The sequence below is a fragment of the Salmonella sp. SAL04213 genome (genome assembly GCF_046550535.1).
Classification (GTDB): Bacteria; Pseudomonadota; Gammaproteobacteria; order Enterobacterales; family Enterobacteriaceae; genus Salmonella; species Salmonella enterica.
In genome coordinates this window covers 114,649-129,106 of the sequence record NZ_JBGDXS010000002.1, presented here as the reverse complement: position 1 = coordinate 129,106, position 14,458 = coordinate 114,649, and the positions used below count along the sequence as shown (strand labels likewise).

At 41.9% G+C, this 14,458-nt stretch carries 14 protein-coding genes and 6 pseudogenes; 4 read left to right on the top strand and 16 right to left on the bottom strand.

Annotated elements, in window-relative coordinates; genetic code table 11:
• Positions 1 to 151: 151 nt before the first annotated feature.
• The 4 genes from ACLJPQ_RS05390 to ACLJPQ_RS05375 are packed head-to-tail and all read left to right on the top strand — an operon-like array spanning position 152 to position 4,916.
• Positions 152 to 1,354: a cytoplasmic protein gene (locus tag ACLJPQ_RS05390; RefSeq protein ID WP_138010045.1), complete on the top strand. Its 1,203-nt coding sequence runs from the start codon at positions 152 to 154 to the stop codon at positions 1,352 to 1,354.
• On the top strand, positions 1,354 to 2,070 hold the full coding sequence (locus ACLJPQ_RS05385) for a DUF1266 domain-containing protein (protein WP_063916732.1): 717 nt from the start codon (positions 1,354 to 1,356) through the stop codon (positions 2,068 to 2,070). The genes ACLJPQ_RS05390 and ACLJPQ_RS05385 overlap by 1 nt, the downstream gene beginning before the upstream one ends.
• A 10-nt stretch (positions 2,071 to 2,080) precedes the next feature.
• Positions 2,081 to 4,192 carry a DUF4034 domain-containing protein gene (locus ACLJPQ_RS05380; RefSeq protein ID WP_023181956.1) on the top strand — a complete coding sequence of 704 codons (2,112 nt, stop codon included), beginning with the start codon at positions 2,081 to 2,083 and terminating at the stop codon, positions 4,190 to 4,192.
• Between the two features lie 4 nt (positions 4,193 to 4,196).
• Positions 4,197 to 4,916, top strand: coding sequence for a tetratricopeptide repeat protein (locus ACLJPQ_RS05375; protein WP_193627507.1), 720 nt, complete (start codon positions 4,197 to 4,199; stop codon positions 4,914 to 4,916).
• A gap of 130 nt (positions 4,917 to 5,046) precedes the next feature.
• On the opposite strand, the pseudogene ACLJPQ_RS05370 reads toward ACLJPQ_RS05375, so the two are convergent.
• The 16 genes and pseudogenes from ACLJPQ_RS05370 to ACLJPQ_RS05295 all read right to left on the bottom strand — a co-directional run bounded on the left by ACLJPQ_RS05370 (position 5,047) and on the right by ACLJPQ_RS05295 (position 14,424).
• Positions 5,047 to 5,774, bottom strand: a pseudogene (locus ACLJPQ_RS05370) (hypothetical protein).
• 123 nt (positions 5,775 to 5,897) lie between these two features.
• Positions 5,898 to 6,098 (bottom strand): annotated as a pseudogene (locus ACLJPQ_RS05365) (IS1-like element transposase); the annotation flags it as partial.
• Between the two features lie 139 nt (positions 6,099 to 6,237).
• Positions 6,238 to 6,735, bottom strand: coding sequence for a hypothetical protein (locus ACLJPQ_RS05360; protein WP_000037400.1), 498 nt, complete (start codon positions 6,733 to 6,735; stop codon positions 6,238 to 6,240).
• A 199-nt stretch (positions 6,736 to 6,934) separates the two neighbouring features.
• Positions 6,935 to 7,312 carry a hypothetical protein gene (locus ACLJPQ_RS05355; RefSeq protein ID WP_080184656.1) on the bottom strand — a complete coding sequence of 126 codons (378 nt, stop codon included), beginning with the start codon at positions 7,310 to 7,312 and terminating at the stop codon, positions 6,935 to 6,937.
• Between the two features lie 373 nt (positions 7,313 to 7,685).
• Positions 7,686 to 8,120, bottom strand: a complete 435-nt coding sequence (locus tag ACLJPQ_RS05350; RefSeq protein ID WP_001213036.1) for a sel1 repeat family protein — start codon at positions 8,118 to 8,120, stop codon at positions 7,686 to 7,688.
• Between the two features lie 204 nt (positions 8,121 to 8,324).
• A complete protein-coding gene (locus ACLJPQ_RS05345) occupies positions 8,325 to 9,191 on the bottom strand; it encodes a HEAT repeat domain-containing protein (protein WP_000864148.1) in 867 nt (288 codons plus the stop codon).
• A gap of 61 nt (positions 9,192 to 9,252) precedes the next feature.
• Positions 9,253 to 9,456 (bottom strand): polymorphic toxin type 34 domain-containing protein, encoded by a 204-nt coding sequence (locus tag ACLJPQ_RS05340; RefSeq protein WP_071786064.1) that lies wholly within the window; start codon positions 9,454 to 9,456, stop codon positions 9,253 to 9,255.
• Positions 9,407 to 9,636 (bottom strand): annotated as a pseudogene (locus ACLJPQ_RS05335) (DUF6531 domain-containing protein); the annotation flags it as partial. The gene ACLJPQ_RS05340 and the pseudogene ACLJPQ_RS05335, both read right to left, overlap by 50 nt.
• 57 nt (positions 9,637 to 9,693) lie before the next feature.
• Complete coding sequence (locus ACLJPQ_RS05330) at positions 9,694 to 10,035, bottom strand: hypothetical protein (protein ID WP_023181949.1); 342 nt, start codon at positions 10,033 to 10,035, stop codon at positions 9,694 to 9,696.
• Positions 10,035 to 10,490, bottom strand: coding sequence for a hypothetical protein (locus tag ACLJPQ_RS05325; RefSeq protein ID WP_180316385.1), 456 nt, complete (start codon positions 10,488 to 10,490; stop codon positions 10,035 to 10,037). Before ACLJPQ_RS05325 ends, ACLJPQ_RS05330 begins: the two co-directional genes overlap by 1 nt.
• 54 nt (positions 10,491 to 10,544) lie before the next feature.
• Positions 10,545 to 10,721 (bottom strand): annotated as a pseudogene (locus ACLJPQ_RS05320) (RHS repeat-associated core domain-containing protein); the annotation flags it as partial.
• A gap of 84 nt (positions 10,722 to 10,805) precedes the next feature.
• Positions 10,806 to 11,174, bottom strand: a complete 369-nt coding sequence (locus tag ACLJPQ_RS05315) for a hypothetical protein (protein WP_023216344.1) — start codon at positions 11,172 to 11,174, stop codon at positions 10,806 to 10,808.
• A gap of 423 nt (positions 11,175 to 11,597) precedes the next feature.
• Positions 11,598 to 11,828: pseudogene (locus tag ACLJPQ_RS05310) on the bottom strand (RHS repeat-associated core domain-containing protein); the annotation flags it as partial.
• Between the two features lie 417 nt (positions 11,829 to 12,245).
• Positions 12,246 to 12,621: pseudogene (locus ACLJPQ_RS05305) on the bottom strand (ISAs1 family transposase); the annotation flags it as partial.
• Positions 12,622 to 13,011: 390 nt separating this feature from the next.
• On the bottom strand, positions 13,012 to 13,455 hold the full coding sequence (locus tag ACLJPQ_RS05300; protein ID WP_000646715.1) for a hypothetical protein: 444 nt from the start codon (positions 13,453 to 13,455) through the stop codon (positions 13,012 to 13,014).
• Between the two features lie 549 nt (positions 13,456 to 14,004).
• Positions 14,005 to 14,424, bottom strand: coding sequence for a hypothetical protein (locus ACLJPQ_RS05295; protein ID WP_031605535.1), 420 nt, complete (start codon positions 14,422 to 14,424; stop codon positions 14,005 to 14,007).
• Positions 14,425 to 14,458: the final 34 nt, after the last annotated feature.

Genomic DNA, 14,458 nt, shown 5'->3' with positions numbered 1-14,458 from the left:
CGAACGCGATCGGGGACAATAAATTATTTGGCCGATCTTTTTAGTTTACCGATATACTGTGAGTAGTTTTTTAAACTTATTGCGCATTAATTCATTAAGTGAATCTAAAAATACATAAGCATAATGCCAGCTTAATTATACATGGATTTTTATGACAGAAACGTCATCTCACCGCTATAAACCACGCAATATAATAAATGCGCCAAATGTAAAATCGTCTATTTTTTCCCGGAGCCAACAACGCGGCGACAGCGAAAATATCCAGCGCTGGTTAAGCAACCATTTTTATCGTTGGATCATCGGTGACTTTCCTCATGTTTATCCTGTGCGCTCCGTCGCCGATTATGCCGTTTATTTTAGCGCTGATGCAGAAATCCCCGCCTGGCTGGTGCCAAAGCTGGGTGGCGATGAGCGCTTTTACTACCTTAACGTTCAGCACCCGCAACTCGTGGCAATGGAAAGAGATTTAGTGGAATTTCTTTCGCGGCAGGAAGGAACGCGGCTGGAAACTAAACTACAGCGCATCAACTGCTTTACCGTGCTGGCAATGCGCGAAGCGGAGCATCAAAAAATGCAGCGCCTGCGTGAACAAGGTTGGTATCCCTCCAACAGCGAGGCGCTAAAACCGGTGATGGCGGTGAATAACGGTGTGCTGGTTGAGCTTGATGCAACAAACCCCGGCCTGCGCAGTGAGATGGCGTATGAATCCTGGCATATGCAACACTGCGTCGGAGATTTTGATAATAAAGGCGCGCTTTCCGGCGGCTACGGCGATTACTACGCCCGGCAAATTGAACAACAGAAACTTCGCCTGTTCAGCCTGCGCGACGGCAATAATATTCCCCACGTCACAATAAGCCTGGTGGTCGGTAATAACGGCCTGAGCATTGATCAGATTAAAGGTAAGCAAAATCGCCATCCTATTAAGAAATATGCTAACGATGTTTTATCTCTGTTACGCCATCTGCAACCACTTCCTGAGCGCCACGCCGATTGTGAAGGGATGGGAATAGTTTATGAATCGACGCCGGAATATTCAGGTTGGAAATTTATTACTCATATTCATGACCTCAATTTTCTGCTCAATGTGCTGCATGACAATTTTCATTTAATGGAGCACTTCCCCACTCCCCCGGTAGCTTTACAGTGGCTGCTGTTGCACAGCGCCCCGGAGGCACTGCGCTACCTTCAGGTTGTTGATCCTAACGTGGCGACGGCTGCGGAAATGCTGTTTCCACGACATGGATGGCACCCTACGCTTGCCGGGAAAAACACCAGTAGCGAACCTTTCGAAATTGAAAGCCTGACGCTACAAACCACGCGCTATCTTTCTGCAACCAGGGAGGAGCGCTAATGTTCTGGATTGTTCTTATTATTGCCGCCCTATTTTTTAGCTGGCGCAACTACAAAAAAAACAAACCGCTGATTGCGGTCCGTATCGCCGAGGAGAAAGAAAAAGATCGTCTGAAGGATCTGCGTCGCGATACCCGACGGCGGCAATGGGCGCTGGCGCTAGCTGATATCCTCGCCCGGCGCAACGGGCTACCGACCAAAGGCGTTGAGCTGGTCTTCAAACTTGACGATGACAAACGCCGCTATCTGGCACAGCAGGTAAAAAAAGAGCTGGGCTTGAGCGAAAACCTCGACGGCGCGGCGTTACGCCACAAGGTCGAGGATATCTTACGCCGCTGGCCTGCGGGCATCGGCAGCTCGCCGCGCACGTTTTATCATCATCTGGCGGCCCAGGGCCAGGTCCGCGACGCGCTGGCTTTCGACTGCATGCGCACCGCCTTTCTGACCCGCTGTATCGCCGGGCTCGGCTGGTGCGACGTACATCAGGCCTGGCTGGTGTTATTACTTAACGCCCAGCGCGCTCAGGACTGTTTTGATTCCTGGGAGGATTACGCCACCGCCTACGTTCGCGCCCGCCGGGTATGGCTCACGCTACGTGACACGCCAACAGCGCTTGCCGGACGGGATTTACAGGAAGCCACCCATTATTTGCAAGACCCGGTCAGCCGCTGGCGACAACTGCCGTGGAATGAATTCAAAATTTTCGAGCCGATTTAAAGGACGCTTTATGGAACAGGATGATCGTCTGCTCAACGCTATGTTTGAGATGTGCAACCACAAAAATCCCCTCAATGACGGGCAACGCGAATGGCATATTGCCGATATTCCCGGCCTGCTGCGCGAAGAACGCTATGACGAACTGGACGAACGCTACAACCAGGCGCTGACGGAGAGCTTTACCAGCCGCGAAGCGGAAAAGCGCTATTTCTTCGCCTGGAATCAAATGGACAACCCTTTTTACGATATGGACACGCTGGTTGAGGCTGGGCCGCAAGGATTAGCGCTGATCAAAAACTGGCAGCGCGCTCGTCCCCGCTCCACTCACGCCTGGCTTGCCGAGGCGCAATACTGGAATCACCGTGCGTGGCTTTACCGCAGCTATGGCTGGGCGAGAGAAACCACCCGAGCGATGTGGATCTGCGCCGCCGCCTGCAACGAACGGATGGTCATCGCCGCGCTCAATGCTATCGACTGTGAACCGCGCCAGTGGATGGCGGCGGCCCTGACCAGCACCAACTCAAAAGTCTTCGGCCAGCCCGACTGGCTGGTTGAGTTCCTCGTGGGCGCGGATGTTGCCGGGCAGCCATTAATGGAAGATCTGGCTGAATATCATCGCCATTCACCGCAGGAGGTGGACGCGCTGATGGCCCATTCCGGGCTGTCGTTTGCCGATGCGGTTTGCCCAAATTTGCCGCGCCCGTCCGTGCTGCCGGAGTGCAATGACGATGCCGGGCAAAAATACTGGCTCGCCGTCTGCCTGGCTATTTTCCCGACGGCATTTTACGTGCTGGATGAATATATCCCGTTTCGTATGCCACGCTGGAGAGGGTCTCACGAGGAGATCCGCGAATTTCTGGAATCAAGCGTATGCGATCACCTTTCTGCCGCAGAACGTGAACATCTGGAGCTATTGATCTGGTGGGACGATCACCGCGATCTGCGCATCAAAGAGGTTGACTCCCCGGCAGAACAGGAACGTATTATCGCCAAAGCCGAAGAGATTAGCCTGCGAGCGCATATCCAGGAATCTCGCCACAACGCGCTGGAGTGGCTGCGGGTCTGCTATAGCGATCTGGACGATAATGACGCGCTCTGGCGAACCCTTCAGCGTTCGATCGTGGAAAAAGTTAAGCTCAACAACTACTTCTCTGATGACACGATAAAGTTCGCCCTGCGCGATTTTCCTGACACCTGGTGGATGTATAATTTTCTCTGTCAGAATGCGCAGCAAACGGAATTCGCAGTGCCGAAAATCCGTCGTGGCTACTTTCAGTACGCCGGGTTATTGGGTTTCGAAAAGGATGAGGCGCAAGGCCTCGCCTGGCTCGATAGCGTCGCCGACATTCAATATAACCATAACTGGCGGGCGGCGATTAAAAATTTCAACTGGTTCGGGCTCCCGGAACATTTCGTGCCGCTGGCAGAGCTGGGCGCACAAAGAAATATACCCGCCGCGCTAAACCTGCTAGGCCTTGAACACAATAATAAAGAGAACAACGGCCTACTACCTTACGATCCTGCCATCGCGTTAGGGTATTTTCAGCGCGCGGCGGAGATTTTGCACCGGCAGTTAGCGCTGCGCGAGAGCACCCCGTACAAATTAATAGATAACGGAGGCTATACCGACTATGAAAATGACCTGCAAAATATTCATTTCAGCATTGGCATCTGCAACCAGCGTCTGAGTAAACAAGAACCTGATACCGAAAAACGTTCCGCTTATGAAAAAGAACTGCTCGATAATCTCTGGCTGGCGCATCAGTTCGGGCATAAAGAGGCCTGGGGCTTGTTCCTGCTGAATATTTTTGAAGTGAAGGATATTACGCTGGCGCATAAGCATCTGGAACTGGTGCAACAAGAGGCCAACAAAGGCACGCTACATGCTATGGTGACCCTATCGCGCCTGCACGGTAATAAACACGATCGAACGCTGTTTAATATGAAGCTAAGCGCACGCTGGGCACATTTTGCCTTCACACTTTACCCGGATAATGAAATCGTTATGGACTGCCTGGACCACCTGCATTTCGATTCTTTCTGGAAACGCTTTCGTTTCGCCTGGTATACCGTCCGCATCCCGAATTCAGAGCTGCCGGGACAGGTCAACTCAATGGTGTAATGGAGTGATAATACAAAGAAAATCTCTATTTCTTTGCGCCCTGCTTCTACTCTGCGCCACCGCCAGGGCTGAAATTACGGAGCAGCAGATCGAGGCCGACTGCGCAAAAATTCCAGTTTTGGCCAGCCAGGGTGAACAGCTTTACAAGACCCAAAAGTATGCCAAAGCGCGCGACGCTTTTGAACAGCAGGCCGCATGGAGCGAAAGCTGCGCCCTTGACGACAGCGCCATCGCGACGGCCTACAACAACGTGGCGCTAACCTGGATACACGAAGGCGAGTGGCGTAAAGCCCGCGCCTGGCTGATGCTAAGGCCGAATGATAGCAAGTCGATCTACAACCTGAAACTGATCAAAGATAAGCTATCGGCCCTACCGCCACCGGTTTCCGCAGTGGGTGAATACTGGCGCTATGCCGGGCGCGCCTCCTGGAACGTGCTTAGCGTGAAGGCATTACCCACCCCATCGCGCTATCAGGTTAATTTTCAGGGTTACTGGTTCGGTTTAATGGGGAGCCACTTCGGCCCCTATATCGGCGAGTTCTCCACAGCGGTAACGCTGGAAAACGATAAAGCCATCGTGGCGCTTCGGGAAGGCGATGATATTCACTGTGACATTTCACTGGCTTTTTCTTCTGAAACCATTGATGCCAGCACCGATACGTTTGTGGACTGTGGTTTTGGCGCAAATGTCCGCGCCGACGGGCACTATCTGCGCGTTGAATAAATCTGGCGTGGAAACTGAAATTTTATGATTAACCTGAGTTCAGTTGAAATTAACAATCTATTTATAATTCTCATAACGTTTCTCATTCTTTCCTGATATCCATATTACCTTAACACCTCCATTACAATTATTAATGTCGTAAGCATGGTATATTTAACGCTCGCTTCTTTTTTTAACCTGTGATACTTCATTTCTGGATATCAATTTGAACCGACCATTTTCCATTTGATATTGTTCCTTTATATAAATCTGAGGCGCCTGATCTTTAAACTTTATAGTTACAAGCTGACCATCTTTGCTGTCTTCATACCACCTATATATAACATAACTATCAATGCTTATTGTGTAATCCTGGCGGATGACAAAATCAGAAAAACGCACGATATCTTCATAAGCAAAAAAGCTACTAAGCAATAAAGCATCCACCAGGTTTCCTTTTGCATCGTAACTATTTATTTGCACATTAAGCAATGACGTATCAGACTCTCCAATTTTATTATAAACTATCAATCTGTAAGTATTACCATCATGTTCAAAGTATCCTAATTCATAATAACGGACACCATCTCCAATATACGGAGAAAGAAAATTCTCACCTTTTACCGGCACCTTAACTTCCTGCTGATTAAATAAGTTAGTTTTCTCTTTATATTCACCTGGTAATTTTAACTCCATTACATTATCATCGGAATTAATATCCTTATAATAACAAGCCAATTGCGCAAACTGCGTGGAATCAACAGGAAGAACCAATTCTTTACTCTTTTGATTATTACAACCAACACTTGTTAAAATAATGCCAAACAATATGGCCGAACGCAGGAAACATAAAGAAAAAGTTAATCTATAACTATTCATAGTCGGCATTAACATTGGATTATATGTTGAAAACTATATAATAAAATATTGTCATCATACATTGTTGTATTTTTCAATTAAAGACTCATGATATGATTGCTAAATAAGCGTCAATTATTAAGATGTGCAGATGACGGTGTTGATACCAATTTTTAGCGTTTTTGCTGTATCGCGCACGTCAGCACCATTAAAGGCCATATCAACAATGTGTTCTTTGACGCCGGGCTTACGGGCTTCACAGGTATAAGACAACTGGAAAACGCGTCTACATGGCCGGCAACGAAAGCGCTCGTGCCGGGAAGAACTACGACCATGACGATAAATTTCATCTGAATGGCAACAGTAACCATAGAAAACCTAAAATAACAGGACATACTATAAATTCTATCGATTGAAGGCATTACCCCTGTATCCTCCACAAAACGTTGCCCCGGAGGATGGAGCTCGTTTACAAAACACCACATTATTCACACTTTATTCTTTCTGTACTATTTAAAGAACTTCCAAACTCATAAAAATCGTTCATATTAGTGATATAATCATGATAATTATCATCATTTAATTCACGTTCCTTCTGCATAACCAACGAAAACAATTCGCTGTCAGACTTAACATCATAGCAACCATGAACTGACATCACAGATAACAAATATATAATTGTCATTTTTTCAAAAGAACTATTTGTGGTTGAAAGTTTGTCTCTCAATAGAGGAATAGCCTTCGATCCCATAGGGGCAATACCATCAGCCATCCATAATGGATATGGTCTTTTAGCACGCGTACCATAATAATAAAAATCATACCTTTTATCTAAAGGCAATCCCTTCATATACACCAAAACATCCTGGATAGAGTGCCCGTTGAGGGTACTCCTGACATATTCAGGAATAGAAGACTGGCAAGCTGTTATCGCCGCAACGAATGATATGACCATAATTATAGAGAAAAATTTTTTTGACATAAATTATCACCTGCATCAGTTATTTTTTTCATATCAGATTTTATTTTATCCCCTGTCGCATAGGCATCCTTTTCAAAACCAATATTTCAAAGTCAGAAAAAATGCACGGCACGATAAGAACATTAGCTGGTATCTGACAATCAATCACTATCAATAAATTTGCGTCATTACCGGATTCTACATATTTAAATAAATACCATCATGACTTCCCAAAATTCCTCCAAGCCAGAGCATGTTCCTTAGATTTTACTCCCAACAACCCCTCTATTTCCCCCCATAAATGTTGATTGGCGTCTGTCGATGTAACTATTGCCTCAACAAGACCTGTTGCTATGGCAGTGGCTAATTCATCATTATCTGAAGCCATCCCATCTTCAATATATTTAAACAATAACTCTTTTTTAACACAATCAAGTTCAGAAAATATCGCTACCAAAGACTTACCAATCTGCGAAAATAGCATAATCAACGGTGGCTCATCAGGAATCCAATACTCATTAACGGACCCAATTGTTTCTGATATAGAGTCCGAAAAAGAACTAAATTTATCCACATAGTCAGCAATAATTTTATCCATTACTCTCCCCTTAAAGCTCGCTGTAAATCTTTCAATATATTCTCTGCCGCCGACCTTCTCACCAGTAGACAATTCATAAAGCACAGCATCCGCAGTGCTTCTGCAAATAGACCCGTTTTAGTTCAATGCATTTTTTTAAGATCCCGGCCAAATTGACCCTGGTTGAGTTGTATCCATTTCTTGTTTGGACCAACATACCCTCCCCCCAAGGCTCTACTTTTCCATCAGAATATGGTCACAGTGGCAAAGGTGGAGTTTTCTCTCCGGCTCATGGTGTGGCTCCAGTTGCCCCGTCATCTGCTCCGGCGTCAGCCCGTCCCTCTTGACTAAAATTTACACAATTCATTGATAATAAAAAATATTTAAATCATAGCTAATTCTTTAATTTTTTCAGTTCTTGTAGCTTGTTTTGAGCACCTATATCACCATTTTTTGAAGCCAATCCCATCCAATAAATAGCTTTGTTCAAATCATAATACTTTGAAAAGTCAGGGTTTGTATTGGATAAATAAATACCATAATTATATTGAGCTATGATATTTCCTTGAGATGCAGATATCTCCAAATACCTTAATTGTTCGTCAATGTTATTTATGGTGAAGCAATAATATTGATATAATCGAAATGATGCTTCCGAGTCTCCATCTTTCGATTTGTTTTCAAGCTCGAATTTTTGCTCATCCGTTAGATTATAGATGGTGGAAGTGGATTCCGACCTCCATTTATTACCGTCTTTAGACTTAGTCATTTTGCCACCAAATGTGTAAAATGATACTATTAACATTATAAATACAATAACAAATCGCATTTATTTCCTCATCATATAAATTTATTTTATATCTCCTGGTTTCTGAAGCGTTCCAGTGGTTGTTGATACGGGTTTAATCCCTCCATAAGCCCTATCGGGTCCTGTATGATATTCCTCCTTTGCAGCAAATCATACCATCGACATCAGTTGTAATCTCGACACCAGATAATTTTATATCTCATTAGCAGTAGCACAGACAGACTATTATTCACAAACATTTTCTTTTATTTTTTTTATCGATTCATTAATTTTGTCTATAATACGCTCATCTCTAAATTCATTTAATAGTTCATTTAGAATAGGAAGTAATTCTTTACTCCCGGCATTCCCGGCTGCAATAATAATTTCATCAAAAATCACATCTTTCTTAAGTTCTTTAATTATGGTTTCCAGAACACGTTCATCCTTTCTCTCTGCCAGACCTGATATAACCTCAATTCTTATATCATCATTCGTATCCAATAACATCCCCACAAACTCCTCTCTGATATCCTCGGTGTCATATTGATTGAAATTTATAGAAAATGCAGCCCAATTCTTCACGTCGCTATTATTATCACGAAGTAAACATAGCAATAAAGGTATTGTCGAGTTATCATTAATATTTGATAGTGCTGCTGCAATTGCACATCGAACATTTGCCGATTTATCATGAATTACTTTAGTGCATAAATTAATAAATTCCTTTTCGAAATGTTTGTCTTTTTTACAAAAATACCCTAACGCATTGATAATAGAGGCTCTTATCAAGACTGATTTATTGAGTTGGAACATGTTTTCTAAAAAACAAAAAGATTTTCGCAGTTTCTCATATGACATGGTCATTTGACTTAAAATAGTAACTCCAATTTTCTTTTTATAGTTATCCCTGGAATGACAAAGATTCATGGATAAATTAAAAACATCGTCTCCACTTAATATTTGCAGGCAAAATATAGCAGCATTTCTTTTTAAGGGGTCATTATCATACAAAATAGGAGTGAGTTGTTCTATTGTGTAGTTTTTATACTTTTCATATAGAAAAATCTCTCTTCTTTCTTTTTTTTGTTTGTATTTTTCAATAACTTTCATAACGATTATCACTTGGTAATTTTATCTTTGGATTGCCGTGTATGTTTGCATCCCCATGCCTTCATGGTGTACTTGTCTCCAGTGCAGTAAATCTACCATCTGCAATTAACTCTTCGAGCATCTCACATCGGCCAGGTTTCTTACCTGTACTTTGCCCTCGCTCACTTATTAATGAATCAACCAGCTTCTGTATTCCTGTGTTAGCTTGATTAGGCGCGGGTGAGTATGAACGGCAGCGGGCCGGGCAGCGTGAAGTCGGTCTCACCCGGCAGCACCTTCGCCCCCGGCAGCGGGTTTACCGGCCTCGCCGGACGTCATTCCGCCCGGACACACCGAGCACGCCACGCCTGTCGGCGCGCCTATCAGCCCCCCCCCGCAGCCCCTGGACTATCGGGCCACCTTCTGCTGTCATATCATTCTGGCGCGCCGCTGGTTTTCCGCTCATCACTCAATTCCTTTTATTATTTAATTTGATGTGAGGAATAAGGTATGTACGTATTTATCACTTGTGATACTCCTCGTTTTTTATCATTTTCCCCACCAAACAAAACCATTGAACATATCCACCAAATAAAAACCACCCCCATATTGCCACTGTCAAAACATATTCACTGTGAATGGTTGTAAAAATAAAACCAAAAGACAATAAAAATAAAAACAAAACAATAGCAAATATTATTCCTGTCGGAAATGATATTATTACCATCCCATACATCATAATACTATTCAGTTCACTTATATCGTAATTTGAATCTAACTGAGAAAGTCTAAGTAAAGAAACACATAATATAGAGATTGACATTGTTATCCAGATCATTTTTATACTTCTAATAAAGTGTTTCATTATAACACTCCAGTTAAAATAAATCTCATAAGCCGTCCTGCATTATTCCCGGAACATTTCATCTGACATGTTTTTAAAGTATCATTAGACCAATCCTGACAATTATTGACCAATCCAAATTTCATCGGGAACATCCATTCGGGTAATACGGTATAAAAAGGCCTTGCTCCTTTAAGTTTTTCTTTTAGGCAGCTTTCAATACAATCATTATCTGGTTCGACCGATTCGCACCGGCTAGCATCTTCTCTCGTATCGTTGCTCGCTTTTCCTGGTCCTAACATTCCATCAGTTGGCCATTCTCCTCGTTGATCCTGACCACCACAAACATATCCATTTTCCCCGTCAGGAACACAAAGATATTGATGATATAAAGGATTACCCCATATATCAGGGCCACTTTTTTCACCCGTACCTCCTAGTGAATGCAATGGTTTAGTACATTTTAGTGTTTCCAATCCTAATGGATCTATATCTGTGACCGGATTCAGCGGATATTTATAAAGGTTTCATCCCCCGGCTAATCCGATAGGATCCTGCGTGATATATATTCCCTGTTCCGGATTGTAATAACGGTACCGGTTGTAATACAGTCCCGACTCCTCATCGTATTGCTGCTCCGGCAGCCGTATCACCTGCTCCAGGTGCTCAGGGTTTTCCTCACCCGACAGGTTTTCCCATTCATTAAACGCTACTAACTTATACAATACTTCTATTAACGCCGATTAACATCTGCGATAGTCTCTAATAACCACGATAATATAGGTTTTTACCTACTGGTCACGATGCAAGCCTCTACTAGCTCTCCTCGTTTGCTGCGTTTTTTCATCACGTAAGTTTTCGATAAGAGCATCGACATCACGATCAAAGTGTGATGACTTTTTTATATATCGAATGATATCTTCCGATAAAAATTGGTCGGGATCAATAAGTGCCAACCTAACTAATTTCATCAATTCATCTTTAGATGGTTTCTTCTTTAACCACCAATGAAACGCGCCATTCCGATCATGTTCCGAACTATCCTCATGACCAACCTCATATCCATTAAGTTGTTTTAAAAACAATAAATCAGGATACATATCAAGGTCTAACCACTCCATTGGAAAAGACATTAATGTTATAAACTCTATTTTGTTCATAAACCACCTTATTAAACAGGATCCGCACCAGTATATTGAATTTCTCCACCTAACCTTTCGAATATCTCACACATCGACACATCCCCACGCAAACACCCTTCTCAAGCAGCCCCCATTGATATATATTGTAATAGTAAAAGGTCAGCACTTAATAACTTACCAAATTTAAAAATCATCTTCTGCCTGGCAGATAGAATTTTCTTACTTGCATCAGATAGTTTTCTACAAAATGAGCTTTGTTCCTTTGTCATTTTAGTTGAATCTGCTTCAGAAAGAGGTTTCCATGTATCGGTACTTACACGAGGACCATCATTTTTCCCTAAGTGAATATGATCTGGAGCATGGTCAGGCCGAAATCTGTGGCCTCTGGGCCAGGGTTCGCATGTACCGAAGTAGGACCTTAGCCCCAGGGATACCTTGTCCAAGGTTAACCAGCCCCAAAGGGTCACTTCTGCTAATCGGATTTAGTGGATACTGGTACAGGTTCCATCCTCCCATCAGCCCAATCGGATCCTGCGTGATGTACCTTCCCTGTTCCGGATTGTAATAACGGTGCCGGTTGTAATACAGCCCCGATTCCTCATCATATTGCTGCCCCGGCAGCCGTATCACCTGCTCCAGGTACGCCGGATTTTCCTCACCCGACAGGTTTCCCTATTCACCATATTTCCGCACGTCGACAAAGTTATCTTAAATATCAGATCAGTCATGCCTATAGATTGTGTACCATGCGAAACATCGAGCCAACCTATCTGGAATGTATGGAACATGATCTTTTACCCATTTTTCTATATTTTTTTCCTCTGATATTTCAGCCGCACCACTCCATATTGTGATAAAATCATCCTTAAACTCATCTCCAGAATAAAAAATAAACGCCTCATCGGCACCATATGTTTCTATATAGACGATTGAACTATTTTGCTCTTTAAAAAATTCGAGTATATTTAATCGTTCTGTTTTTAGTTGTCTTTTGATATTATTTTGCAAAGAATCTCTTTGTGCAGCACTTAATTTATCAGACATATTAGTACATGGTGTTTTTGCAAATGAAAAACCACAAGCCAGGCAAAATACTAACGTACATTTAAGTATATTTATTCTTATCCATCTCATTATCTCACATCCCCAAATTTCATATTCACCCGATTTTATTATTTCAAAAAAGCTCTTGACATTTCCCCTTCTTATCCTGCAATCATCCTCGTTCATCGCCACATCCAAACGCCAATGCAATTTATTTTCCACATCCCAATGGCTTCTCATCGCATTAGCAAATTTTTCTGCTGTTAAATCTTCTGAACATATATAATATCTCACCCAACATTTCCGGTTCTTTCTTTCCGCTACGTTTCTCTGAACGAAAAGATACCGTCACACATAGTTTTTTAACCCCTCATTCAAATGTAAAATCAATTAGCTCATCCGGAACATCACTGACAATATGAGTCACATGTTATTTAACATTCAATGAGAAATATATCTCTTTGTAATCTTTAAATGAGGGTGAATCCCCTACGCCCATAAAAATGAACATTATTTTTGTTGGTGGTAATGCCACCTCTGCCTGAAGGCACTGATCTATCAGGGAAAGATCATAACAACCATAACTCAAACATTAATTTATGAATTTAGTAATAACGCAACATTGATCTGTAAAATCCAGCACTGACTTGTATTTAAAAAGTTGTATTTAACGTGATAAATATACGACCCTTGGTTATTTTATTCTTTATCCCGGTGTGTACAAAAATATACTTTCATACTCTCGTCATGATGCTGAAGGTTAAATTTAATTCATTTTAAAAGGCTAAAACCAGGATGAAGATCTACCTCGTCACCAAATCAATTTGCCACCACCACCTATATAACTCCGGCCTGGATATGGAAGTATAAACATGTCATCACATTTTTCCCTGGAACACCCCCAGTATATCGTTTCCTTACCATCGGACCATTCTGCCGTGGCAGCAGCATTAATAGAAAAATGCCACTTTTTCTTATTATAAATCAACTCACCCGTTATTTCACAGGGAAACCAGAGCCAAAATCCAGTCATGGTATCACTCATTTCCTTGTATTTATCACTTAACGAAAATATTTTTTCTATCTGACTTGCATTTAAAACCCATTTATTGCATAAGTTTCTATCCCCAGGCTCTTTATTATAAGGACTCATATAATGGGACTGATTTATTTTTAATATCTTCATATCAGCAAAACAATAACTCACAGAGGATAAAAATAAAATCACAAAAATAATAACATTATTCGCTTTCATATTAACACTCTATCCAGGTCGAACGCATACCTTTGTCGTTTAGTCGAGCGGCGGCGGGCATATAGTTTTCCTCATTATATATTGATGTGATTTTGTATCATTGCAATTATAATATTAAAGTTACCTTACTCAGTTTAGTAAAAAAAGGCAGAACATGTTTGACGTCAATATTATTTAACATTCTATGAAGAAGTACAAATTCAAACTAACAGTTTGCACTTGCTTTTTGAATAAATAATGAGAAATTTTTTATCTGACTTGTTCTTTGCCCTAATTACTACAAATCCGTGAGTTTGTACTCGATTTTACATTATTGTCGATAGTCAGGAATTATTGATATATAATTCAGTAAATTTGACAAATTCGTTTCAGAATGACCTTGCTTTTATGTGAACTTCATTCATTTTTCAAACCGTCTCATATAATCTTTTCATGCAAATTTTCTTGTCGTACACATTGAAAACATATAACAAAAATATGCTCACGACATATCCAATTAATATTTCATACCATCATTAACTTCATCATCATAATTTATGAAATATAGAATTATTTTAGTGTAATACGTTTGAGTGGCAACCACTCACCAGGCTGAGAATATGAAAACATTTTTCCTTTTATATAATATACTTTTCCTTTATTGCTTATCTCAAATTGCGGTGATGGATATGGACATGCATTTTCCTCGTCGCCGTTATAGTATAATGCCAAAACACCAGAATTGATTTTTAAAGAGTAGTCACCAATGCATGTTATCCCCGCATGCCAGGTTGTCATGGATAAAGAAGCACGATTATTTTTACTATCTATCTTTAAATTATATTGTAAAAAAACCTGACTCCCATCATTTAACTGCTCGCCAAGTTCCTCGACTCTAAAGTTACCATCCCATTGAGTTTGAGTAATCGCAAAAGTATTTGCGCTCCATAAGCAAGAAAAAATAAATAGATACTTTATAAAATCGCCCATACCACTAACCCCTGATTTAATATGTAGAAGGTAT